Annotated in this window: 24 protein-coding genes; 12 read left to right on the forward strand and 12 right to left on the reverse strand. The window is 63.7% G+C overall.

The window, feature by feature from the left end:
- Positions 1–129 precede the first annotated feature (129 nt).
- A complete protein-coding gene (locus OPIT5_19855; GenBank protein ID AHF92162.1) occupies positions 130–1,569 on the reverse strand; it encodes a phytoene dehydrogenase in 1,440 nt (479 codons plus the stop codon).
- Positions 1,570–1,751: 182 nt separating this feature from the next.
- Here OPIT5_19855 and OPIT5_19860 point away from each other — a divergent pair, with 182 nt between their 5' ends.
- The gene (locus OPIT5_19860) at positions 1,752–2,000 is read left to right on the forward strand and encodes a hypothetical protein (GenBank protein ID AHF92163.1); all 249 of its coding nucleotides are present in this window, start codon (positions 1,752–1,754) and stop codon (positions 1,998–2,000) included.
- Positions 2,001–2,071: 71 nt separating this feature from the next.
- Here OPIT5_19860 and OPIT5_19865 read toward each other — a convergent pair whose 3' ends face one another.
- Positions 2,072–2,497 (reverse strand): thioesterase, encoded by a 426-nt coding sequence (locus tag OPIT5_19865; GenBank protein ID AHF92164.1) that lies wholly within the window; start codon positions 2,495–2,497, stop codon positions 2,072–2,074.
- A gap of 56 nt (positions 2,498–2,553) precedes the next feature.
- Here OPIT5_19865 and OPIT5_19870 point away from each other — a divergent pair, with 56 nt between their 5' ends.
- A complete protein-coding gene (locus OPIT5_19870) occupies positions 2,554–4,356 on the forward strand; it encodes a histidinol phosphatase (protein ID AHF92165.1) in 1,803 nt (600 codons plus the stop codon).
- A 4-nt stretch (positions 4,357–4,360) separates the two neighbouring features.
- Here OPIT5_19870 and OPIT5_19875 read toward each other — a convergent pair whose 3' ends face one another.
- Complete coding sequence (locus OPIT5_19875; protein ID AHF92166.1) at positions 4,361–5,770, reverse strand: hypothetical protein; 1,410 nt, start codon at positions 5,768–5,770, stop codon at positions 4,361–4,363.
- 151 nt (positions 5,771–5,921) lie between these two features.
- On the opposite strand from OPIT5_19875, the gene OPIT5_19880 reads away from it, so the two are divergent.
- The 6 genes from OPIT5_19880 (at position 5,922) to OPIT5_19905 (ending at position 10,607) form a co-directional block, all read left to right on the forward strand.
- Positions 5,922–6,152 carry a 50S ribosomal protein L28 gene (locus OPIT5_19880; GenBank protein AHF92167.1) on the forward strand — a complete coding sequence of 77 codons (231 nt, stop codon included), beginning with the start codon at positions 5,922–5,924 and terminating at the stop codon, positions 6,150–6,152.
- Between the two features lie 132 nt (positions 6,153–6,284).
- Entirely contained in the window at positions 6,285–7,190 is a 906-nt protein-coding gene (locus tag OPIT5_19885; GenBank protein AHF92168.1) for a glyoxalase, read from the forward strand.
- Between the two features lie 118 nt (positions 7,191–7,308).
- Positions 7,309–8,673: a beta-glucosidase gene (locus OPIT5_19890; GenBank protein ID AHF92169.1), complete on the forward strand. Its 1,365-nt coding sequence runs from the start codon at positions 7,309–7,311 to the stop codon at positions 8,671–8,673.
- A gap of 59 nt (positions 8,674–8,732) precedes the next feature.
- Positions 8,733–9,509, forward strand: coding sequence for an NGG1p interacting factor 3 protein, NIF3 (locus tag OPIT5_19895; protein AHF92170.1), 777 nt, complete (start codon positions 8,733–8,735; stop codon positions 9,507–9,509).
- A gap of 61 nt (positions 9,510–9,570) precedes the next feature.
- Complete coding sequence (locus tag OPIT5_19900) at positions 9,571–10,023, forward strand: 3-dehydroquinate dehydratase (GenBank protein AHF92171.1); 453 nt, start codon at positions 9,571–9,573, stop codon at positions 10,021–10,023.
- Positions 10,020–10,607: an antitermination factor NusG gene (locus tag OPIT5_19905; protein ID AHF92172.1), complete on the forward strand. Its 588-nt coding sequence runs from the start codon at positions 10,020–10,022 to the stop codon at positions 10,605–10,607. Before OPIT5_19900 ends, OPIT5_19905 begins: the two co-directional genes overlap by 4 nt.
- Positions 10,608–10,921: 314 nt before the next feature.
- On the opposite strand, the gene OPIT5_19910 is transcribed toward OPIT5_19905, so the two are convergent.
- Complete coding sequence (locus tag OPIT5_19910; protein AHF92173.1) at positions 10,922–11,479, reverse strand: phosphatidylglycerophosphatase; 558 nt, start codon at positions 11,477–11,479, stop codon at positions 10,922–10,924.
- Positions 11,476–12,081 carry a CDP-diacylglycerol--glycerol-3-phosphate 3-phosphatidyltransferase gene (locus OPIT5_19915; GenBank protein ID AHF92174.1) on the reverse strand — a complete coding sequence of 202 codons (606 nt, stop codon included), beginning with the start codon at positions 12,079–12,081 and terminating at the stop codon, positions 11,476–11,478. The genes OPIT5_19910 and OPIT5_19915 overlap by 4 nt, the downstream gene beginning before the upstream one ends.
- Positions 12,082–12,295: 214 nt before the next feature.
- Between OPIT5_19915 and OPIT5_19920 the strand changes: the two genes are divergently transcribed.
- From OPIT5_19920 to OPIT5_19935, 4 genes are all read left to right on the forward strand, one after another.
- The gene (locus tag OPIT5_19920; GenBank protein ID AHF92175.1) at positions 12,296–13,156 is read left to right on the forward strand and encodes a tRNA pseudouridine synthase A; all 861 of its coding nucleotides are present in this window, start codon (positions 12,296–12,298) and stop codon (positions 13,154–13,156) included.
- Between the two features lie 2 nt (positions 13,157–13,158).
- Complete coding sequence (locus tag OPIT5_19925) at positions 13,159–13,953, forward strand: competence protein ComF (GenBank protein AHF92176.1); 795 nt, start codon at positions 13,159–13,161, stop codon at positions 13,951–13,953.
- A gap of 31 nt (positions 13,954–13,984) precedes the next feature.
- Positions 13,985–14,848: an acetyl-CoA carboxylase subunit beta gene (locus OPIT5_19930; protein AHF92177.1), complete on the forward strand. Its 864-nt coding sequence runs from the start codon at positions 13,985–13,987 to the stop codon at positions 14,846–14,848.
- An 88-nt stretch (positions 14,849–14,936) separates the two neighbouring features.
- Positions 14,937–16,250, forward strand: a complete 1,314-nt coding sequence (locus tag OPIT5_19935; GenBank protein AHF92178.1) for a folylpolyglutamate synthase — start codon at positions 14,937–14,939, stop codon at positions 16,248–16,250.
- Positions 16,251–16,355: 105 nt separating this feature from the next.
- On the opposite strand, the gene OPIT5_19940 is transcribed toward OPIT5_19935, so the two are convergent.
- From OPIT5_19940 to OPIT5_19970, 7 genes are all read right to left on the reverse strand, one after another.
- The gene (locus OPIT5_19940) at positions 16,356–16,946 is read right to left on the reverse strand and encodes a haloacid dehalogenase (protein AHF92179.1); all 591 of its coding nucleotides are present in this window, start codon (positions 16,944–16,946) and stop codon (positions 16,356–16,358) included.
- Positions 16,947–16,948: 2 nt separating this feature from the next.
- A complete protein-coding gene (locus tag OPIT5_19945) occupies positions 16,949–17,977 on the reverse strand; it encodes a hydroxyacid dehydrogenase (GenBank protein ID AHF92180.1) in 1,029 nt (342 codons plus the stop codon).
- 111 nt (positions 17,978–18,088) lie between these two features.
- Positions 18,089–18,826, reverse strand: a complete 738-nt coding sequence (locus OPIT5_19950) for a hypothetical protein (protein ID AHF92181.1) — start codon at positions 18,824–18,826, stop codon at positions 18,089–18,091.
- A complete protein-coding gene (locus OPIT5_19955) occupies positions 18,823–20,526 on the reverse strand; it encodes a hypothetical protein (GenBank protein AHF92182.1) in 1,704 nt (567 codons plus the stop codon). The genes OPIT5_19950 and OPIT5_19955 overlap by 4 nt, the downstream gene beginning before the upstream one ends.
- A gap of 71 nt (positions 20,527–20,597) precedes the next feature.
- Positions 20,598–21,758 (reverse strand): autotransporter, encoded by a 1,161-nt coding sequence (locus OPIT5_19960; GenBank protein ID AHF92183.1) that lies wholly within the window; start codon positions 21,756–21,758, stop codon positions 20,598–20,600.
- Between the two features lie 240 nt (positions 21,759–21,998).
- Positions 21,999–23,057, reverse strand: coding sequence for a transcriptional regulator (locus OPIT5_19965; GenBank protein AHF92184.1), 1,059 nt, complete (start codon positions 23,055–23,057; stop codon positions 21,999–22,001).
- Positions 23,058–23,437: 380 nt separating this feature from the next.
- On the reverse strand, positions 23,438–23,800 hold the full coding sequence (locus OPIT5_19970) for a hypothetical protein (GenBank protein ID AHF92185.1): 363 nt from the start codon (positions 23,798–23,800) through the stop codon (positions 23,438–23,440).
- Between the last annotated feature and the right edge of the window lie 201 nt (positions 23,801–24,001).

Genomic DNA, 24,001 nt, shown 5'->3' on the forward strand with positions numbered 1-24,001 from the left:
AACTTCTTCGCGTCCTTTGCGGCCTTTGTGTAAAATCAAAAACATTCGGGACGCTGGTATTATTTCATACGATTTGGATCAGGGAAACGGAATCGATTGCGCGGCGTAGGGGCTTCGCTTGCGAAGCCCCTACGCCGTTTTCAGCTTGTGCAGCCAGCTGTCGATCTTGTTGGCGGTGATGACGCCGTAGTTGATCGTGCCGAGCCAGCCCGACATGATGATGCCCACGCTGCCGGCATGGTAGAGACCGGGGAGCTTTTCGCTGAGATTCATCGAAACGGGCAGGCCCTCGAACTTGGTGCCGAAGGAGGCGCCGTTGAGGTGGGTGGTGTAGCGTTCGATGGTGCGCGGCGTGGCGGCCTCGGTCCAGTCGATCTTGCCGCGCACGTCGGGGATGAATTTTTCCAGCGAGGCGATGGCTTCCTCGATGAGGCGCTTCTTGTGCGTTTCGTAGTCGTCGTCGGAGAGCGCCTGCCAGTCGGGGTAACGGCCGTTGAGCGAGGCGACCACCGTGTAGCGGTCGCTGCCGGGGCGGGTCTCGGGGTAATAGACGGAAAACGTGCGGCTCGTCGTGTGCAGGGAGGTGATCTCCTGCGGACTGTATTCGGGCGCCTGTGACGTGAAGACGAGGTCGCCGATGTGCGGGATCGATTCGCCCTTGCGAATGCCGAGATAGACTTGGCAGGAGCTGGTGTTGGTGCGCACGGCGCGGGCCTGCTCGATGAAATCGGCGGGAAAATTTTCCTCTCCGGCGAGGCGGAAGATGGTGTTCCTGATGTTGGCGTTGGAGAGGATGGCCTTGGCCCGGATGACGCGGCCCGTGCCGGCCGCGACGATGCCGCAGGCGACCTTGCGGCCGTCGCGCTCCTCGACGAGGATGCGTTCGACCATGACTTTCTTGCGCAGCTCGACGCCGTTCCTGCGGAGTTCGTCGCACATTTTTGCGATGAGCAGGTCGGAGCCGCCGCGGAAGGTATAGACGCCCGCGCCCATGAAGTTGCTGAACACGATGCCGAAGGTAATCGCGGGATCGTCCATCGTGGAGCCGTTGGCGTAGGCGATGGGTTCCATGAGCAGGCGGTGGACGTCGCTGCGGCCGGGGAAAAACCGCTCGAACATCTGCCCGGTGGTCTCGGGGTTGTTGTCGTAGTAGTTCATCGCCCGCAGGTGGTCGTAAAACGCCTCGACCTGCGCGCGGTCCACGCGGAACTGCTCGACGAGGACGCGGGTGTAGTCCTCGCGGGTGAAGGTCGTCCACACATCCATCTGCGGGTTGATGAAGCGGATGTCTTTCAGTTGCACGATGGCGTCGGCGATTTCCTTCGTCCAGTAGCGGCGGCAGCTCTTGATCATGCCGCTCGGGAAACCGTGCAGGGAGATGTCGAAAATGTGTCCGCCCTTGCGCGTGAACCAGGTGGCGAGTCCGCCGAACTGGTAATGGTGCTCGATGAGCAGCACGCGATGCCCCGCTTTCGCGAGGACGTTGGCGCCGGTGAGTCCGCCGAGTCCGCTGCCGATGACGATCACGTCGTATTCATCGGCGACACCTTTTAACCAGTCGTAAGCCATGGGTTGGGAAAAACGGTCGAGTGAAAAGCCCGCCGGGGCGAGCGCAAGCCCGCTCGTGAGCGGGCGGGGGAATTCGGCATGACTCAAAGTTGTGGTACCGCAGCCCTGCGGCTGCTGCCGACGCCGCTGACACCACCGGGATTGTTTTTTTTAATGAAGACGAAAAGAAAAGTTCGCCATTATTGAGGGAACTCTATTGGATCGGTCCCGTCTCAGTGCTTTCAGCCATGCCCACCCCTCCGCTTCCTACCCGAGAGGTTCTTGACGAGGACCTGCAAATAATTCGCGCGACACTCCTCGTGTTGCACGACGATTTTTACAAGCTTTCCGCCGATGCGGGGGCTGCCGTCCGGCGGGCGCTGGACTCGATCGAGGAAGCCCGTTCCGCCATGGCGTTCGGCGCCAACGGAAGCCGCGCATCCGGCGACTAGAGGAGGGCAGGAAGGGGGGCCGCAAGTCCCGACGCAGGGAGTTTGCGTTTGTCGGATCGTGTATCGTGGGTTCAGCCGGCCTGCACCCAGGCGGCGAGCGCCGGGGGGAGCGGGTGACGTTCGCGGGTGGCGGAGGCGATGCAGACGTGTTCGGTGCGGACGAGCGCCGCGCGTTTTCCGGCGGAACCGGAGGCACCGGGTCCGGCCGGTTTCACCATCACGTAGTCCACCGCAAAACTGTTTTCCGAAAGCGCCCGCGGCGTGACCTCGACGCGGATTTTTTCACCGCAGACGAGGGGCCGCAGGTAGGTGGCCTCGCTTTTCGAAACCGGGACGACCACGCCATGATCGGCAAAAAAGGTCTGCAACCCGACACCGGCCGCGCCGAGCGCTTCCTCGTAGGCTTCGTGACAGATGGAGAGGTAACGGGCGAAAAAAACCACGCCCGCCGCATCGGTGTCGGGAAAATGAATGGTGCGCTGGTACGAGAATGGCATGGCAGGATTTCCGGTTCCGGTTATCGGTGTGGCCTGTTTTGCCGCCCATGCCACCCATGACCAAGAACGAAATTGCCGACATCCTCGTCCGGATCGCCACCCTGCTCGAACTGACGGGAGAAAACCCCTTCAAGGTCCGCGCCTACCAGGCGGGTGCCCGGGCGCTGGAAGCGATCGAGGAGAGCGAACTCGACGCGCTGGTCGCGGACGAGGCCGCCGGGCTGAAGGCGGTCAAGGGCATCGGCGACGCGCTCGCCGAAAAAATCGCCACCCTGCGCACGACCGGAGCGCTGCCGTTTTACGAAAAGTTGCAGGCCTCCATCGCGCCCGGCCTCGTGGCGATGCTCGAGGTGCCGGGCCTCGGCCCGAAAAAAATCAAGGCGCTGCACGATCAGCTGGGCATCGATTCGCTGGAGAAACTCGCTGCCGCCTGCGCGGAGGGAAAAGTCGCGGCGTTGCCGGGTTTCGGTGAAAAATCGCAGCAGAAAATCGTCGAGGGCATCCGCAACCGCGAAGCCTACGGACGCCGCCACCTGTGGTGGGACGCCGACGCGGTCGCGCAGCCGGTGCTGGCCGGGTTGCGCCGCCTGCCGGCGGTATCGCGTGCGGAGGCGGCCGGCTCGCTGCGGCGCGGGCTGGAGACGGTGGGCGATCTCGACTTTGTCGTCGCATTGCGCGAGGGGGACGACAGCGGACCGGGGCCGGTGGTGGACTGGTTTTGCGGACAACCGGATGTGCGCGAGGTGACGGCGCGCGGCGAGACCAAGGCGAGCGTGCGTTTTGGCAGCGGCCTGCAAGCCGACCTGCGGCTCGTGCCGGAGGCGCAGTTCGCCTTCGCGCTGCATCACTTTACCGGATCGAAAGACCACAACGTGCAGATGCGCCAGCGGGCGCTCGCGCGCGGTCTGAGTTTGTCCGAGTGGGGCCTGACGCCGACCGCAGAAGGCGAGGAGAGCGGCGCTGCGTCGACCGCCGCCGGCGCGCAGGGCGCGAAGGCGGTGCAGACGGAAGCGGAGCTGTTTGCGCGGCTCGGCCTGCACTCCATTCCTCCCGAACTGCGCGAGGGTCTCGGCGAGATCGAGGACGCGGAGAAAGGCGAACTCCCGCGTCTCGTCGAGGCGGGCGACCTGCGCGGGGCATTCCACAACCACACGACGGCCTCCGACGGCGGCAACACGCTGGCCGAGATGGTCGCCGCCGCCGAGGCGCTCGGCTGGGATTATCTCGGCATCGCCGACCATTCGAAGGCGAGTTTCCAGGCGCGCGGACTCGACGAAAAACGGCTGACCGCGCAACTCGCGGAGATCCGCGCGCTCAACGAATCGGGACGCTTCCGCACGCATGTTTTCGCCGGCGTGGAATGCGATATCCTCGCCGACGGGCGCCTCGACTACGATGACGCCGCGCTGGATGAACTCGCCGCGCAGGGACTCGATTACGTGGTGGCGTCCGTCCACAACGCCTTTTCGCAGACCGAAGAGGTGATGACGGCGCGCATCCTTCGCGCCATCGCGCATCCGCGCGTGACGATGCTCGGCCACGCCACCGGCCGCCTGCTCCTGCAACGCGAAGGTTACCGCGTGGATCTCGGCAAGGTCATCGACGCGGCCATCAAGCACCGGGTGATCATCGAACTCAATGCCAGCCCGATGCGGCTCGATCTCGACTGGCGCCACTGGCGGCGCGTCGCCGGCCGCGGGCTGCTCTGCGCGATCAATCCCGACGCCCACGACACCGCCGGGCTCTCTTTCGTGCGCGCCGGCATCAACGCGGCGCGCAAGGGCGCCCTGACGCGCGAGCAGGTGCTCAACACCCGTCCGCTCGACGGCGTGCGCCGCTGGTTCCGCGAACGCCGCTGACCGCTCAGCTTTCCCGGCGGGAGGGGAGGAGGGCGGCGTCCTGCATGCCGTGGATGATTTTTTTGTCGGGCGGGCAAAACGTGGCGAGCGCCCCGCAGAGCGTCACCCGGTCGTCCCTGACGAAGAAATACGGACAGAGGCGGAGGCGTCCGGAGGCCTCGATGACCTGGCCTTCGTGCGAGTAGAGCCGGTGCGCGAGGCGGCGCGGTTTTTTGTAGGCTTGCAGGATGTGCAGGTTGGTCGGCGCGTCTTCGATCGCGATGTCCACGCCGCCCTGCCATTCCTCGCGCGAGCAGTCGCTGCCGAGGACCACGCTGCGCGCGCCCCAGGCGGTTTCGTGGAAGCCGGAAATCTTGATGATGAGGTCGCGCTCCTTTTGCGATGCGGCGGCGAGCTGGCGCCAGTCCGTCATGGCGCGTCCGCCGATGCGGGGCCCTTCGAGCACGGCGCCGGGCGGGAGCGGCGTCGGGTCGATCACCCACGAAGGCGGGATGAGTTTCGCGAGGAGATCGCGGGTTTTCCGGCCGAGGGCTTCGGCCCAGTAATCCTGCAACAGGTGGTGATGGAAAAGCGCGAGGCCGAGTTTTTCTTCCTGGAAAGGACGCAGCGGCGGCGTGATGGCGACCTCGCCCGCCTCGACGGCTTCCATGATCTGCGCGGCGGTGGCGATGTTGGGGAGGTCGAACAGCTCGAAGAAACGGTAGATCACGTCGATTTTCTCCGGGTCGCCCTCGACGTCGAAGCAGAGGGTGCTGCCGAGCGGGAAGATGTCGCCGGGTTCGAGGCAGAACACGCGTTTGCCTTGGTGTTGCAATTGCTGCGCCAGCCATTCCATCTCGGGCCGGTACGTGGCGGCCTCCTCGCTGACCACGATGACGATGAGCGGATTGCGCAGATCGGCGCGGAGGGCGGCGAGGGTATCGTAAAAATGGCGGATCATGGCATCGCCGGCGCCGAGGATGGCGTCGTCGGGCTGCGCGCCGCCTTGCTGGTAGAGGCGGTTGAGAAAGGCGGTGAGGCCGATGCCGCCGGGCACGGAATCGAGTTCCGTCATGACAAAACCGTCGTCGGTGAGCAGCAGGTCGGGCCGAAGGACGGAGGGGAACGCGCCCCGATTTTGCGGGTGGCGGGCATGGGCGACGAGCGAGGCGGGCTTGCCGCGGTCGAGGTAATCGCAGACCCAGGGCGTCAGGAGCGGCTTGTTGCGGAGCAGGTTTTTGCCGGAAGCGCTGCGCAGGTAGAGGGTTTCGAGGGCGCGGTGAAAATCGAGGCAGGCGGAGCCGATGGCTTCGATCTGGGCGAGTTCGGCGGGCGTGAGCGGCCACGCTTGCGGAGAGAGCTGCCAGGTCTTCGCTTCAAAGAGCGGTTGGGCCGCGAGTGCGGAGCGGATGGCGGCATGATCGAGATCAGGCATTTTTGTTGGAATGGACAGCGAGACCTGGCCGGGCGGAAATCGCAAGCTGCCGGTCCACCGGAAGCGGGGAAAATCTCGCCGGAAAAATTGCCCTTGCTTCGCCCGGCGCCGGCTCTTTACCTCTGACCCTTTACTCAATTCCAATCTCACCATGGCCAGAATCTGTGCAATCACCGGAAAACGCCCCGTCAAGGGTTCGCGTATCAATCGCAAGGGTCAGTCCAAGAAGAGCGGGGGCATCGGCACGCACGTGACCAGCATCACGAAGCGCAAGTTTCGGCCGAATCTCCAGCGCATCCGCATCAAGACCGAAAACGGCGGCACCAAGCGCGTGCTCGTTTCCGTCAAGGCCATCAAGGCCGGGCTTGTCGTGAAAGCCTGAACAGGCTTTGCTTTCGCTGTTTTGTTTTCATGGGAACCGCCATCCTCCGGGGTGGCGGTTTTTTTGCGGGTGGCGGGGCGGGCACGAGGCGGGGCTTTTCTTTTTACGGCAAACCCCTTTGCTGCCGTCACCATGAGTCTGTTTGGCATACCGGGTTGCGTACGGAAACTGGCGGCGGTGGCCTCCGTCGCGGTGCTGGCGTTGTCGTCGGTCGCGCCGGCGGCGCGGGCCGTGCCGCCTTCGGCGGTGCCGTCGCAAAAGCCCGGCACGGCGTTCCTGCCGGAAGGACGGCTGATCTGGCACGAAATCCAGACCACCGACGTGGAAAAGGCGCTGAAGTTTTACGTCTCGGTTTTCAACTGGACCCGCGTGGATGCGCCGACCGTCAAGGGAGACCGGCCGTACGCGATGCTGAAAAAGGACGACAATGTGTTTGTCGGCGTCGCCCCGCTGTCGGCTTACGGGCTGACGGGTCCGGCGCGCTGGCTGTCGTGGGTGGCGGTGGCCAATGTGGACGAGAGCCTGGTGGCGGTGATGAAGGCCGGCGGGTTGCTGGAAAAGGCGCCCGTCAACCATCTGGTGGGCCGGGTGGCGTTTGTCGGCGATCCGGCGCAGGCGCGGTTTGCGCTGGTGCGGCCGCATTTCCGGCAGCCGTTTGTTTTTCAGGCTCCGGTCACGTGGCACGGGCTGATGGTCGGCGAAGCGGATGCGGAGAAGGTGGCGCCCTTTTACCGGGACGTGCTCGGATGGGGCGAGGCGGTCGTGGACTATTCGTTGCGCAAGTCGTTGCCGGTGCTGACCACGGAGGGCATGCGGGTGGCGAGCGTCCACGTGTCGCCGGGGGGAACGACGGAGCCGGCATTCCTGCCGTTTGTGCAGGTCGAGGATCTGCGCGCGACGCTGGCGCGTTTCGCGGCGGGCGGCGGCACGGAAGTGGTGCCGGAGGAGGCGATCGAGGGCTTCGGCAAGGTGGTCCGCGTGGCCGATCCGCAAGGCGCCGGACTGATGCTGTTCCAGCGGGCGGGGCAGAATCTGTGAGAAGCCCCGCGCGGGAAACGCGCCGGCGGCACTTTTTCCTTTCGAAATGCGGGATTCTCCCTGGTCCCGCGGCTTCCGCTACCCCTGCGGGCAGCCGCATGCTGGAGATTTCCCCGCCATGCCGCCGCGCCCGTCATCGTTTCGTTTTCCCGATCACTTCATCTGGGGCGTCGCCGCCGCCGCGACGCAGATCGAGGGCGGGGCGGGGGAGGGGGGCAAGGGCGAGTCGGTGTGGGACCGTTTCAGCGCCGCGCCGGGTCGTATCCTGAATGGCGATACGCCCGCCGTCGCTTGCGACCATTGCCATCGCTTCCGCGAGGATTTTGCGCTGATGCGCGAACTGGGTGTGAAGCACTACCGGCTTTCGCTGGCCTGGCCGCGCATCATCCCGGACGGCGACGGCGCGGTCAACCCGGCGGGGATCGATTTCTACCACCGGATTTTCGATGCGATGGCGGACAACGGCATCACGCCGTGGGTGACGATGTTTCACTGGGACCTGCCGCAATCGCTGGAAGACCGTTTCGGCGGATGGCGGTCGCGGCGCGTCGTCGATGCGTTTGCCCGCTATGCCGACACCCTTGTCCGCGCCTTCGGCGACCGCGTGCGGCACTGGTTTACGCTCAACGAAATCATCGCCTTCACGCGCAACGCCTACGGGATCGGCCGCAACGCGCCCGGCTTGCGCGAGCCCGAGGCGGTGGTCAACCAGGCCTACCATCACGCGCTCGTCTGCCACGGCCACGGCGTGCGCGCCGTCCGCGAGTACGGCGCGCCGGGCAGCAGCGTCGGGCTCGTGGACAATCCGCGCATCCCGATCCCGTTGCGGCCGGAAAGCGAAGCCGACCTCGCGGCCGCCCGCGCGGTGTTTGTCGAGGACAACATCCGCGTGCTCGAGCCGTTGCACCGCGGCGCGTACACGGACGCTTACCGGCGTGTCGTCGGCGAGGAAAACTGCCCGCGCGTGGAGCCGGGAGATTTCGCGCTCGTCACGCAGCCGACGGATTTCCTCGGGCTCAATGTTTACGCCGGTTTTTTCGTGCGCGCCGGACGCGACGGAGCGCCGGAGCGCCTGCCGTTCCCCACCGCCTTTCCCGGGACCGACAGCGACTGGCACCGGATCACGCCGCAGGCGATCTACTGGTGCCCGCGGCTGGTGACCGATGTTTACGGCGAACAGCCGCTCACCATTGCGGAGAACGGCGGCGGCTACGCCGACGAGCCGGTCGTCGCGGGCGAAGTCTGCGACCTGCACCGGCAGACGCTGCTGCGCAGCTACCTGCAGGAGCTGCACCGCGCGATCGCCGACGGCATCCCGGTGCGCGGGTATTTTCTGTGGTCGTTCATGGACAACTTCGAGTGGGGCGTCGGCTACAGCATCCGCTTCGGCATTGTGCATGTGGACTACGCGACGCAGCGGCGCACGCCGAAGCTGAGCGCCCGCTGGTATGCGGACGTGATGCGTGGCAACCGGGTGGCTTGACCAGCCACTCCCGTTTTTCGCACTGGCCGCGGCGGCCGCAGGCCCCAACCTTTGCGGCCATGTCAGCCACCGCACTCACGCCCACCCTTCAGGATCTCGTTTCCTGGTGCGACGAACGCACGCGCCGCACCGCATTTCGCGACGCTCCCGGCGCGTTCAACGGCCTGCAACTCGCCAACGACGGGCGCGTCACCCGCATCGGCGCGGCCGTCGATGCCGGCGTCGAGCCGTTCCGCGCGGCCACGGCGGCCGGCGTCGATTTTCTCATCGTCCACCACGGCATGTACTGGACGATGCCGCAGCCGCTGACCGGTCCCGTTTACGAACGCGTGGCCACGCTTTTCCGCAGCAACTGCGCGCTCTACTCCAGCCACCTGCCGCTCGACGGGCACGAGGAACTCGGCAACAACGCCCTGCTCGCCCGCCAGCTCGGGCTGGAGCCGTCGCGCCCGTTCATGACGCAATCGCCCGGCGGCGAATCCGTCGGCCGGATCGCCGCCTTCGACGGCACCCGCGCGGACCTGCGCGCCCGCCTGGAATCGCACTACGCGCGCGTGATCGCGATCGAGTGCGGCAGCGAGCGGCCCCGGGCGGTGGCGTTTTGCAGCGGCAGCGGCAACAGCGCCATCCCGGCCCTCGCGGCCGAGGGGGTGGACACGCTCGTCACCGGCGAACTGCGCGAGGAATGGTTCAGCTACATCCAGGAGCACCGGCTCAACGTCTGGCTCTGCGGCCATTACGCCACGGAAGTGCATGGCGTGCAGGCGCTGGCCCGTGAACTCTCCGAAAAGTTCGGATTGCCGTGGCAATTCATCGCCACCAACAATCCTCTCTAGCCATACTCTTCACGCCGCGCGACTGCCACACCGTCTCTCCCTCCGCGCTTTCCTGCCAATAATGAACAAAACCATCGTCATCCTCAATGGGCCGAATCTCGACCGGCTCGGCAAACGCGAGCCCGAAATCTACGGTTCCACGACGCTGGCCGACCTCGAGGCGCAACTCCGCGCGGAATTTGGCGGACAGGCGAAACTGGAATTTTTCCAGAGCAACCACGAGGGCGCCCTTATCGACCGGATCGCTGCGCTGGCCGACGCCGCCTCCGCGGGCAAGGGCAGCTTCGGCATCGTCATCAATCCGGGCGGTTTCACCCACACGAGCGTGGCCCTGCGCGACGCGCTCGCCGGCGCCGGTCTGCCGGCGGTGGAGGTGCACATTTCGAATATCCACAAGCGCGAGGAATTCCGCCACCGTTCGCTGACCGCTCCCGTCTGCCATGCGGCCATCACCGGTCTCGGGCTCGAGGGTTATTTTGCGGCCGTTCGTTACCTGTTATCCATAAAACTGTGACCGACGCCGTTTCCACCAGCCAGGCCCTCTCTCCGGAGCAAGCTGCGGAGTCTCCCGTGCCCGCTGCGTCCGCTCCGGACGGGCCGGCTCCGGCGGCGACCGCCTGCTGGTACGTCGCGCATACCAAGCCGCGCTGCGAAAAAAAATTCTCGGCGCTGATGCAGGCCGAGCGTTTCGAGCACGAGCTGCCGCTGATCGAAAGCGTCCGCCGCTACGGGCGGAAAAAGAAAAAGTACCTGAAACCGATTTTTCCCGGCTATGTGTTTATCCGGATCATGCCCGTGCAGAAGCCGCGCTGCTTCCAGCAGGAACTGCTCGTGCGACTCATCGACGTGGACCAGCAGAAACGTTTCGAACGGCAACTGGACGACGTCCGCAAGCTGGTCGCCTCGGGGCTGGAAGTCATGCTCTACCCGCAGCTCAAGCGGGGCGCGATGGCGCGCATCCGCAGCGGTCCGCTGCGCGGCGTGCAGGGCGTGATCGATGATCCGAAAAACCCGGGCGGCATTGTCCTCGTGGTGGACGTGCTCCAGCAGGGCGTGCTGGTAAAAGTGCCGGTCGAGGATCTGGAGATCGATCCGTAAAACCCGGCCGGCCTGCTGTCCATTTGAGCACGGATTACAACCGGCGGGTTCATTTTTTTAACCGCTAAAGAACGCTAAAATCCGCTAAAACCAGACCACTCCCAAGCCAGACCCCCCTCTTCTTTTTCTCTCTCCGTCTCTCCCGGTTCGATTCTAGCGTTCTTCAGCGTTCTTTAGCGGTTCCAAAGCTGCTGAATCCGGATACAGCAACAGTAACCGGAGGAAGAGGCGGTCTTCAGGGCGTGCCGGGAGGCGGGAGGATCGGGATTAGCGAAGATTAGCGACGATTAGCGGTTCCCCGCTCCCGCTCCCGCTCACGCGCCGAACAGCCAGGCGATCGCGTCCCAGTGCCGGAAAAGCGCGCCGGCGGCGTGCATCACGGCGCACGCGGCCAGCGCTGCGGCCACGTCATCGACGACCACACCCCAGCCGGCCGGCAGCTTTTGCAGGCGCGAAATGCCGAAGGGCTTGGCGATATCGAACACCCGGAACAGCAAAAAACCCGCCAGAAAGATCGCCCACGGCGCACGGACAACCCACTCGGCCGGCAGGTAATGCCAGCCGATGTAGCAGAGCGGCATCGCCATGAATTCGTCGAGCACCACGCAGCCGGGGTCGCGCCGCCCGAGCCGCAATTCGGCTTCGCCGCAAATGCCCACGGCCAGCCAGAGACCGGCCAGCGCCAGCAATGCGAACGAGAGCGGGTGCAGATCGTAAAACACGAGCACGCTGTAAACCGCGCCGGCCAGCGATCCCCAGGTGCCGGGAGCCTTTTTGGCGCGGCCCACCGGCCCGACCAGCGCGAGGGCCAGGACGGCCCGCGTCGGGAGAAAGCGCGGCCATACGGGGTGTCCGGGGTCGATGTTGCTCATGGCGAGGCCGTGGGTTCGTCGACCATCAGGCTCCAGTTATTGCGGAAATAACGGTAGCCGGACCAGACGGTGAGCACGGTGCCGGCGATGAAACCGGCCATGCCGATCTTGTGGACCCAGGAAGAAAAGGGCACCAGGTCGATGGCGACCAGCCGGCCGATATCGTCCCGGATGACGGTGGATGCCAGCAGGAACCCGATCGCGATGAGCTGCGTGAGGGTTTTCACCTTGCCGCCGCGGTCCGCCGCCACCACCACGCCTTTCGACGACGCCAGCATGCGCATGCCCGAGACCATGAATTCCCGGCACAAGGTAATCAGTGCGAGCACGATCCAGATCGGGTTGTGGTAGATCGCCACGAATGCGACCATCAGGCCGATGACAAAAATCTTGTCGGTGAGCGCGTCCATGAACTTGCCGAAGTTGGAAACGATTTTCCGCTTGCGTGCGATGTAGCCGTCGAGCCAGTCGCTGACCCCCGCGCCGACAAACAGGATGAAGGCGAGGGTGGCGGCGCCGGGCCATGACTGGTACATGAGCGCGACGACCAGAAAGGTCAGCGGAACGCGTGAAAGGGTGAGCAGGTTAGGCAGGTTGAGCACGGCGTAGGTACCCCGGAACAGAGTAGCCGGCCGGGGCCTTGGCAAGGATGGATACGCTTTTGCCGGACAGGGGGGACCCAATGTGGTGTCAGCTCCATCTCTCCGAAATGCCACTGACATCGGTTTGGCCCCCCCGCCCCCCCCCCGTCCGGCACGGCGGGGGCTGTTTTCCCGCTTTCGTTGCGGCGGGTTTTGCGCCGGAATCGCCACCGCCATGACCGACGACTCCGCCGCCGCCGTATCCGCATCCTCTCCCGCCTATGCGCCGCTCCGTCGCTGGAAGTGCACGGTGTCCTACGACGGCACCGGGTTTTCCGGCTGGCAGAGCCAGCCCGACGGCAACGCCATCCAGGATCATCTCGAACGGCGGCTGGCCCTGATCCTCGGCGCGCCGGTGCGCATCCACGGCAGCGGGCGGACGGATGCGGGCGTGCACGCGCGCGCGCAGGTGTTCCATTTCGACGCGATCTGGTGGCACGGCCCGGAAAAACTCGTGGCGGCCTTTCGCGCCGGCAGCGGGGCGGACCGGCTGCCGGAGGGTATCCAGGTGACCGATACGCAGGTGGCGCCGCCGACGTTTCATGCCCGGTTTTCCGCCACGGGAAAACGTTACACCTACGAAATTTTCAACGGAGGTTTCGCCGATCCGTTCACGCAGGCGTATTGCTGGTCCGTGCCGCGCGAGCTGGACCGGGCGGCGATGCAGGACGCGGCGGAGAGGCTGGTCGGGCGGCACGATTTCCGGGCGTTCAGCGCCTCCGGCGGCGAGGAACGCGAGAGCACCGTGCGCGAATTGCGCGTGCTCGAGGTGAAGGAGCGGGGACACCGGCGGCTGCGGATCACGGCGCAGGCCGACGGTTTTTTGTACAAGATGGTGCGCAGCCTCGCCGGCGCGCTGGTTCACGCCGGCCAGGGCAAGCTCTCGCCCGACGACATCGCCGCGCTCCTCGCCGGAGGCCGGCGCACCCGCCAGATCGAGACCGCGCCGCCCCGGGGGCTCTTTCTCGACAAGGTGTTTTACGGACAATCCGGACAATCCGGCCAAGCCGGAGAAGCCGCGCCGGCCGGGGGCTGACCATGCGCCATGTGATCGGCCATCTCGTACGCGGCTTCGCCGACGTGGTCTTCCCGCCGCGTTGCGTGGCCTGTCACGGGCTGGTCGAGCAGCCGGCCGCGGCGTCCGCCACCGCCGGAGCCGCCGCCGGCCCGGCGCTGCCGCTGCGCCATGTGTGCGCGACGTGCGAAGGGCGCATCCGCCGCGCGGAGCCGCCGCATTGTCCGGCGTGCGGGTTCCCGTATTCCGGCGAAGCCGACCCGGAGAACCCGCCGCTCTGCGAACATTGCGAGGGGCTTGATCCGGCCTGGACGAGCGCGCGCACCACCGTGCTGCTGGCCGGGCCGGCCCGGGCGCTGGTCCACGAGCTCAAGTACCACCGCGGCCAGCACGTGTTGCCCGACATCGAGGCGATCATTCGCGGGCACGGCTACGTGTGCGATTTCCTGCGCGGGGCCGCGCTCGTGCCGGTGCCGCTGCATCCGCGCAAGGAGCGCGAGCGCGGGTTCAACCAGAGCGCGCTGCTCGCCGGTTGTTTCGCCCGGGCGACCGGAGGCGAGGCGACCGGCACGCGGGTGGCGCCCCTGCTCCGGCGCGTGCTCGACACGCAAACGCAAACCACTCTCTCCCGCGCTGCTCGCCGGGCCAACCTCAAAAACGCATTTGCACTGGCCGGAGGCCCGTCCATAAACCCGGACCAGCATTACATCCTTATTGATGACGTTTTCACAACCGGTTCGACTCTTAACGCCTGCGCCCGTGTCCTGCGACGCGCCGGCGTCGTGAATCTTGACGTTGTCACATTCGGTCACGGCTGATCTTTTCCGTTCCTTTCCCGACCTTTTGCCCATGTCGCTCTTTAGTAAACCGAAGTATTCCACGGTTGTTGTTAAGAAAAAGGACATCCCCAAAGGCCTCTGGACGAAATGTCCGGTCTCCGGCGAGGTTGTTTTCAACAAGGAGCTGGAGGCCAACCTCATGGTGGTGCCGAAATCCGGCTACCACTTCCCGCTCGGCGCGCGCGAACGCATCGCCTCGCTTTTCGATCCGGGGACGTTCGTCGAGCAAAACGCCGACGTGCGCTCGGCCGATCCGCTCCGGTTCGTGGATTCGCAACCGTACCCGGAGCGCATCAAGCGCTACGAGCGCGAGAGCGGCCTGCCCGAGGCCGTCATCTGCGGCCTGGGGCAGATCGGGGAGATCGAAGTTTCCGTCGCGGTCATGGACTTCCGTTTCTGCGGCGGCGCGATGGGCTCGGCGGCGGGTGAAAAGATCACCCGCGCCATCGAGATCGCCCTTCGCAAGAAAATCCCGTGCATCATTTTCAGCGCCTCCGGCGGCGCGCGCATGCAGGAAGGCATTTTTTCACTCATGCAGATGGCCAAGACCAGCGCCGCGCTCGGTCGCCTCGCCCAGGCCGGCCTGCCCTACATCTCCGTGCTCACGCACCCGACGATGGGCGGCGTGACGGCCAGCTTTGCCACGCTGGGTGACGTCAACATCGCGGAACCCGGCGCGCTGATCGGCTTTGCCGGCGCCCGCGTCATCAAGGACACCGTGAAGCAGACGCTGCCGCCCGGTTTCCAGACCGCCGAGTTTTTGCAGGGCAAGGGGCTGATCGACCTGATCGTCAGCCGCCTCGAGATGCGCGACCGGCTGCACGATGTGCTCGCGGCGCTTTACCAGAAAAAGAAAACCGGAACGCGTCGCTGAGCTGTCTTGCCTCCGGGTTTATGCGTTTCTCCGTGCAATCCATGGTTAAAAAAGAATCCGGTTCAGGCTTTGCCAACCTGTGAGTCTCATGTCACCCGACCCAGGCCGGAGTCCCTGGCGCTCTTACGCCGCCGTCCAGGATTATCTTTTCAGCCTCAAGGCCAAGGGTGTGTCGTTCGGTATCGACCGGATGCGCCACTTCGCCGCCGCGCTCGGCCATCCGGAGCGGGCGGTGCCGGTCATCCATATCGCGGGGACCAATGGCAAGGGCTCCGTCGCCGCCCTGATCGAGTCGATCCTGCGGGCCGCCGGCTACCGCACCGGCCTCTACACGTCGCCGCATCTGGTGCGCCTCGGCGAGCGTGTGCAGGTGGACCGCGTGCCGCTCACGGAGCAGGAAATCATGGCGTATGCCGCCGAACTGAAACCGCTGGCGGAGCGGCTCGGCGCGCAGTCGGACGAAGCGATGCCGAGCTTTTTCGAATTCATGACGGCGATGGCGTTCCTGCAATTTGCGCGCCGCCGCTGCGACGTGGCCATTATCGAAGTCGGCCTCGGCGGCCGGCTCGACGCCACCAACATCGTGCAGCCGGACTTGTGCGTGATCACCTCGATCGGCCTCGACCACTGCGAGATGCTCGGAGACACGCTGGAGAAAATCGCCGCCGAGAAAGCCGGCATCATCAAGCCGGGCATTCCCGTGGTGCTCGGCCACCTGCCGGCCGCGGCGGAGCGGGTGATCCGGGAGATCGCCGCCGCGCAGGAAAGCCCGGTGATGAGCGTGCGCGAGTTGTGGGGAGACGACCTCGCGCGCTATCCGGCCACCCGCCTCGAAGGCGATTACCAGCGGATCAACGCCGCCACCGCCATGCTGGCCTGCGGAGCCTGGGCGGGGGAGCGGCTGACCGAGGACGCCGTCGCGCGCGGCCTCGGCAACGTCCGCTGGGCCGGGCGCTGGGAACGCCGCCGGATCGGCGGCCGGTTGCTCGTGCTCGACGCCTCGCACAATCCGGAAGGCGCGCAGGTGCTCGACGCCAACCTTGCGCGGCTGCACGCGGAAACGGGCCGCAAGCCCGTCGTGATCACCGGTGTGCTCGGCACCTTGCGGGCGCGTCCGCTCCTGGAGACGATTGCGCGCCATGCGAGCGAGATTCACCTCGTGGTGCCGCAGCAGGCGCGGGCGTGCGGGTTTGCGCAACTGGAGGCGCTGGTGCCGGCCTCGTTTTCCGGGCCGGTGCGTCGCGGCACGGTCGAGGCGCTTTTCCCGTCGGCGGACGTCTGCGCGGCGGGGGGGCCGGACGACGTGATTGTGGTGACGGGATCGATTTACCTGCTGGGCGAAGTGCTCACCCGCCTCACGACGCCCGACGGGGTCGGGGAGGGGCGGTTGCAGGATTTCTGAAAAACGGATGTTACGCGGACGGTGACGTGGCACGTAACATCAGTGAAAAATTCGGTACGCATTCATTCGCAGTTGGTTTGTTTCTCAATTTTTCAGGAGTTCCCTTCATTTGAAATGCTCCGGAACAACGACACATGCCATGCCGGCGGCGCGGGCGGCGGCGATGCCTGCGGGACTGTCCTCAAACACCAGACAATCGGTCGGCGGAACACCAAGCCGTTCAGCGGTGGTGAAAAAGCAGTCGGGAGCGGGTTTCCCCTTCGTGTAATCTTCGGCGCAGACGATGACGTCGAAGAGATTTTTGATGCCGATGGCATCGAGCGTGATTTCGACAAATTCACGATAACCTCCGGAGCACACGGCAAGGAGGTGACCTCTTTCGTGAACCCGGCGGGCAATGGAGACGACTTCCTCGACGGGTTTCACTTCGTGGATGAGTTCAAGAAAATACCTCTCTTTGTGTTCCGCGGTTTCGGTGACGTCGAGTTGCAGGTGGTATTCGGCGTTGAGCGAGGTAACGATCTCGGCGCCGGGGCGTCCGCCCCAGCGATAAAACAGCTCGCGAGGAAAGTTTCTGCCTGCTTCGGCCACGACTTGCGCCCAGGCGCGGTAGTGCAGCGGCATCGTGTCGGCGAGGGTACCGTCGCAATCAAAAATGTAGCCGCCGAAATCACGGTCAGGAAGCTGGAGATGCAGGCTCATGACACCGGTTTGCTGCGGATTCTCGCAACGGTTTCGAGTTGGGCGCGCTGGCAGCGTTGTGGAGGCAGCCCTTTCAGGATCTGCTCCAGGTCATCGACCACCATCTGGCCCATCCAGGGCCAGATTTCATTGATATTACCAGCGCGGTGCGCCTGCAAAACCGTGTTGGGCGTGGAGCGGGCGCGATGGCCCGGGGGGACGGGTTCCTCGGGCCAGACATCGATCGCCGCGCGGATGTGGCCGGATGCGGCGGCATCCAGCAGTGCGTCGAAGTTCACAATACCGGCCCGGCTGGCGAGAACGACGATGCTTCCCTTGCTCATGCGGTTGAAATAGCGGGCGTCGATCCCCCCGGAATTCTCCGTCGTTGTGGCCGCCAGCAGGAAAACGACGGAGGCGCGCTGGAAACATTCCTCCAGCGATGCCGGAGTGACACCCGATTCACGAAGAACGGTCGGGTGTATCCACGGATCACAGACGAGTATTTCCCCGCCAAACGGCTTGAGCAGGGGAAGGAGTGCCCGGCCGAGGTTGCCAAAGCCCACCAGGGCGAGCGTTTTCCCGGAAAGAAGGAACGAGTCATGGTTGTCGCCTTCCCCGTAGAGGGTTTCCGTGCCGGAGCGAATGGCCGCATCCGCCTCATGGATACGCCGTGCCGAGGCCAATGCCAGGCCGAGCGCCATTTCGGCAACCGGCTTCGCAAAAACGGGGCCGGTGGAGAGCACGGGGATGCCGCGACGATGACATTCGATGTAGTCGATGTTGGGCAAAAAATTGCTCTCGACATTGAAGACGGCTTTCAGCTTTGGCGCGCGATCGAGGCGTTCTTTCGGTAGCGGGGACTGGCCGATGAGCGCCACGGCTTCGGGCAGATAACGGTCGATGTGCTCCGGCGGGGCGGGCGGGCCATCGTGCCAGATGACCTCGCCAAGTGATTCGAGGCGAGCCTTGGTCGCCGCGTCGAAAATCAGGTTCAGTGGACGCGGATGCGGATCGAAGAGTATGAGCGGGCGGACGGTTTTCATTAAAAATGGAGTGCAGGCAGCGTGTGGTTTTCCTGTTGCCCGCAGGGAATTGGACGGAATGGGGAGGAGGGAGAGGGTGGGCCGGTTATTCCGGCTGTTTCGGTGCTGGTTTTACTGGAGGATTTGCCAGAGTTGCTGGTTGGCGCCGGAGCTGTTCACGATGACGTCCTGGCGTCGGAGGCGTTTTACGTGCGCATCCCAAAAGGCGATGTTGGTTTTGCTGCCGTGCCGGTAAGCGACGGCTTTGGTGTAGTCCACGGGACCGGTCATAACGGACTTCATCACAGGGATGGATTCGACGTATTTGTCGGCACCGGTCTGGTCGATTTTCCAGTCCATGGCATCGGCCCAAGCGAGGGAGGTGGAGGGACGGGCAATTTCGTTTTGAGCGAATTGCCGGAAGGTGTAGCTGGAACTGTTTTTCCCGGTGCTGTTGTAGCCGTAGGAACGGGCGGCGTAGTTGCCGGGATTTTCCTCCGGGGAGTTGCCCGCGGCCACGCTGGTGGGGCAGAGAAACTTGACCGGCCATTTGGCCGCGGTCGTTTGCACGGGGGAGAGATAGCCATACAGGTTTTTGTTAACAACCCACTTTCGCTCCGGATGGTCGTCCAGACCCGGCCCGGAGACTTCAACGGGAGCGTATTTGCCTCCGTTGTCCTGCGAGTAAAGGATGTTGGCGAGTTGGATTTGGCGGAGGTTGCTGGCGCATTGCGCAGCGCGGGCGGATTCGCGGACTTTGCCAACGGTCGGAATAATGATCGCGGTCAGGATGCCGATGATGGCGACCACGGTGAGAAGTTCAATGAGCGTGAAACCGGCGGAGGTATCATGGAGGCGGATGGTTTTCATTGTGTGGTGGTTTTTTGGGTACGGAGCCGGAGCTGAGCTTCGTAGAGATTGGCGGGATTGGGAATCTGGCCGGTGCTTTCGATGCGGCATCCGGATTGGGCGCCGGCAGGGACTTGGTCGCCCCGGGTGCGATGCCAGTCGGGCTGCGATCCTTGCAGTCCAACGATGGCTCCTTGAGGCATGAGATCGGCCCAGCCGACGATGTAGTTGCTTCCGGAGGGCGAGCGAAGGTTCCAGTTAACGAAGCGGGCTCCCATGATCGGCCCGCCAAGGCCGCCGTGGAAACCGTCGTTGGTGACGAGGGTGATGTCGGTGAAGATGTTTTCGAAGGGTTCCCTGCGGTGCAAATCGAAGGTTCCGTGTTTGAGGTCGCCACGTGTCCAGACATTGCCGCTGCAATGGGAATCGCAGCTGAGGCCGTGCCAGGGCTGGCTGTCTATGCGGAAGTCGCTGATGAGGTTGTCATGGCTGCTGGAACGGGTGATGGTGCCGTGGTGATGCGCCTGGGTTTCGGGGCGGCTGGCGGTGAGGGTGAAGCGGGTGAGGGTGATATTTTTGGCCTGCGTAAGGTTGGGACCGCTGTCCATGTCGATCATGGTGACGTCGCGCAGCCAGCAGTGGATGGCGTTGTTGAAGTAGGGGGCGTTCCAGCCTTCTTCCTGATGGTGCATGGCGAATGTCCATGTGTAGGCGCGGTTGAAGCGTAGGGTGATGTTTTCGATGCCGCTTTCGCGGAGGAGGGTGCCCATGCGTTGGAGTGTGGGTTTCCATTCGGGGCGCACATCGAAGCGAAGTGGCTGGCGAAGCGTCAGCACGCCAGTCGCGGAATCATAAGCGGTGACTTCGACAGGCCAGGTGAGTGATTTTATGTCGGGCCAGGGCATGCCCCTGTGTTGTCCGGGAGGGGCGACCCAGGGAAAGGAGTCTGCCCACGGGCCGTCGCCCGCGAGGTGTTTGGCGAGAGAGTAATCAGCGGGATGGATCAACTGGAGGAGCACCATGTCGCCGGGGCGCGGGGCGGCGGCACCGCCGGGGGCGAGGATGAGGGTGCGGTCGCCTCGTCGTGATGGTTTGGTTACGTTGAATGTTTCTCCCGTGGTGAGCCAGCGGAATCGGTAGCTTTTACGATCGATGGGAGAATCGAGCGGGACGCCTTCGGGTCGCCATGTGTTACCGCGTTCTTTTGGAGAAAACCAGATAAGGCCGCCGTCGGACAGCCAGCGGGAGGCAGGTATCCCGGTGGCGGACGCAGTGTAGTTGAATGTTCCATATGCACGGTCGAGCGGCTGGGTGAAAATTATTTCGGTGCCGCTCTGGCTTTCGCCCCGGAGAACGGTGCGGCTGGTGTGAACGAAGAGGGCTTGGCTGACATTGTATTTACCGTTGGGAAAATATACGACGCCGCCTTTGTCCGGATCGACGGACTGGAGGGCGGCGCGGATGGCAAGGCTGTCGTCGGTGGCTCCGTCTCCTTTGGCTCCGTAACGGGTGACGTCATGGAGCGGGAGCGCGGCGAGATCAGCGGCGGATGGAAGTGTTTTTTCTCCGTAGTTGTATCCTGAATATGAACAATTGGGGATGTTGGGATGGGTGTCGGGGGTGTGGGTGTATTCGGTCCAGAGTGTGGTGTCCGTGGGTGAGGACGCGAGGGCGAGTGCCGTGGAAAGAAGGGATAACAGGATGGACAGGGGGAGGTTCATGATCGGGGAGGATGAGGAGGGGGATGGGCGTGACTGCCGTGGGAGGGCAGTCACGTGACCTTGCTGGAATTTCAGGTTTCAGAGGTTTTCCGGGCATTGACGCGACGGCGCAAGGTGGCGAGCGCCAGTGCAAGGCCGCCGGTGATTGCCGCCCAGGTGGAGGGTTCGGGAACGGTGTTGGCCATGAAGGAGAGGACGCCGTTGCTGCCAAGGCTGGCGGTGTAGTTGGCGGTGTCGTAATTGATGATCTGGAGATCAGCGATGGAACCGGAGCCGAAGTCTTTGAACAGGGTGTAGGTCACGCTGTAGTCGGAGATGCTGTTGGTGAGGTCGATGGTGCCGCCGGTGATGCCAAAGGTGACGTTTCCGCCGAGACTGACAATCTGATCGTGGCTGGAGGTATTTTCGAAGGAGAAGCTCAGTGTGCCGCCACTCATGGAAAATGTCTTGCCGGACCTGATGTTGATTGAGCCGGTGGCGGCTTCGTTGATGGTGAGTCTGCCGCCTGCAAGGATCACATCACCCCGTCCGAGGGAGGTGGCGCTGTTGGCATTCACGGTGCCATCGAAGATGGTGAAGGTTTTGCCAGCGTCGGTGCCGAATGTGTTGGCCCCACTCAGGGTGAGCGTGCCGGCACCGGTCTTGGCGAGGTTGACGTTGTTACCACGGATTTCGCTGGTGATTATCAGGGTGGCCGCGGTGTTTTTGACATTGAATGCACCATCGTTTCCGAGGGCTATGATCAACCGGGCGCCATTCTGATTGGGGGTGCCGGAAATCGTCAGGGTGCCGTTTGTCATGTTGTTGCCGAGCAGAAGCAAATCGCCGGTCTGCCCTCCGGAGGCAATCGCGGCCGTGCTGCCACCGCCTCCGCTGAGCGTCAGAAGCTTGTTACTGCTGGGGGTGTTCGAAATCGAAATGGTCGTGGAGGTGTCGGCATTCCAGATCAGATTTCCCCACGTCAAGGCGTCCGCCGTTGTCAGGTTGGTAGTAACGGACGAAAAGAGCACTTCGTCCGTGGTGCCGGGGATTACGCTGGGGCTCCAGTTGGTTGCTCCGCCAAGGTTGGTTGATGCTCCCGATGGACTCCATAGTGCCGTCGCTGCTTGAGTTGACGGCTGCAAAGTCAGGCATATGGCACCGAGCAGGGCTGCGGTTGTGAATTGGGTGGCAAGCGAAACACCCGAGGCGGGCGTGGTGGGTACGGGGAATGATGAACTGGGTGACTTCATGGTGGCCAACCTTATGCCGTGGGAATTTCCGCCGGGCAATGCTTGCGCAACTCAAATTGTTGAGTAAGAACGGAAGGCGAGAATCATCAGTGGAGAGCGGACACCTCTGTCCGCCGACGACGCGCAGCGTCGCCTCTGCGGAAACGCACACGCATACGTCCCGCCTGCGGACAGGGGGTCCGCCCCCCGTTCAAGGCAGGGGACCACTCAAAACGTCAAAGAACGTGAACATTCGTGATATCAGGCGATGATGTTGCGTTTTTTGGCAGGCGTCTGGCGTGGAGTAGGACGGAGGGTTTCGCCTTCGTGGAATTTGCCGGAGATCATGTAGTGGCGCGGGATGTCGAGGACGCCGCAGGCTTGTTCGTGAATGAGGGAAACCAGGAAGTGAATGGTGTTGGCGGCGAGGCTTTCCGTCTTGGTGTCGAATCCGGAAATTTTTACACCCTGCTTGTGATAGTTTTTTCGAGTGAGCAGGGAAAAACCGATATCTTCGGGAAACCGCCAGCCGCGCGCAGCAAGGAGGTCGTATTGCTCCAGATAAGCGATGATGACGTCGATGCTGTTTGACTGTATCCATTTTTCTATTACATTCGGATTCTGTGGATCGTGGTCGAGAATGGGGATCGGGACTGACTTGGGATGCAAAATTTGATGATCGTAGAGCCATGCGGCATGAATGCGGCCGGCGGTGTTGTGTTCGATGTTGGGGAGAAGAATGAAGCCGATGCGCGAGTAGCCTTTTTCGCGGAGCAGTTTCAGATGGAGCAGCATGTTCTGGAAATGATCCAGCACCGCCCGGTTGAAATGGGGTTCGGGCACAGTGTAGCCATAGGCGACAACGGGCCATTTTTCCCAGGTCACTCCGGCCAGGGGGGCAGGGGTGTCCACGGGACCGATCATGATGCCACGCACGCCGCGATTCCACCAGATGGCCTGCAGGCGGTGGAGGTCGCGGGTGTCGCCGCTGGCGAGGTTGTATTCAACGAGGTTGTAACCAAGGTGGGCGGCTTGTTTTTGTGCGTAGTGGCGGATGGCAGCGGAAAAGGGTTCGTCGGGAGCGCGGTCGGTGAGGTAGGCGAGTTCGCTGTGGACGGGATGGGGGCGGCGGGAGTTGCGGTAGGCGGCGAGCGCGCCGAGGGCGGCGTCGGGGACGTAGCCCATTTTGGTGGCGAGTTTCTTGATTTTCGCGCGCGTTTTTTCCGGGAGGCAGGGATCGTTGCGCAGAGCGAGCGAAACGGAGGAATAGTGCAGGCCGACGCGGGCTGCGATTTCCCGGATGGTGATCCGCTTTTTCATGCTGCACTTGTTGAGCACAGCGTTGCACGGCGTCAAGGGACAGGGCGGTTCGCAGAACCGAGCGATGGTCGCCTCCTGGAGTCCCCGGCACCGTTGAAAGCGGTGGCGTTGGCGTGCGGTTTTTCGAACGAGCGGCATCTATGCACTGCTTTTCGCCAAAAACTCGGGATGACACCGGATCGTTTTCGCCGGCTCCGTTCCTTATGAAACCGTCATTTCCAATTCGAATGTAGACAGGAAACCGGGGTGTAGTGACACCGGAGAGGATGCGGAGGGATTGCCCTTTTGATTGTTTACGCAAGAAGATGGGAAGCAATGGATAACGCCAGTCAAGAACGGCGTGCCCGACATTCAGGGCAGCGATCGGAAAATGGAATTTTTCAGTTCACCGCGTCGTCGCTGGCGCCGGGATTTTTGAGCTGGTCTTTCCAGCCGAGGATGCGGGCCCGGGCACCGAATTGTTCGGCGGTGGTCTTGTCGCCTTTTTCCATCCAGATGCGTGAAAGCGTGGTGTTGATGAGGAGATCGTCGGGGCGCAGCGCATGGGCATGCCCGGCGGCGGCGAGGGCGTCGTCGAACCGGCGCGCGTGAAAATTCACCTCGGCCAGCGCGTGCCATGCCTCGAAGGAGGCGGGCGCGGCTTCGGTGGCGCGGCGCAGTTTTCCGACAGCGGCGTCGAGGTCGCCCATCGTGTAGTCGAACGTGGCATCCTCGATCAGCGTGGTGAGCTCGGCTTCGGTCATGCGCCCACGTAACAGGCAAACCGGGGCGGATGGGAACTCCTTTTTTGACCGCGGATCAGGCGGGGCGCTTTCAACAGAAACAGAGAGTGGCCCACGAAACACACGAAAAGACACGAAAGACGAATCCATCCGGTTCCGGTATTTTTTTCGTGTCTTTTCGTGTGTTTCGCGGGCTCTCTTTTCCTGATTTTACCCAGGTGC

The sequence above is a fragment of the Opitutaceae bacterium TAV5 genome (assembly GCA_000242935.3).
Taxonomy (GTDB): domain Bacteria; phylum Verrucomicrobiota; class Verrucomicrobiia; order Opitutales; family Opitutaceae; genus Geminisphaera.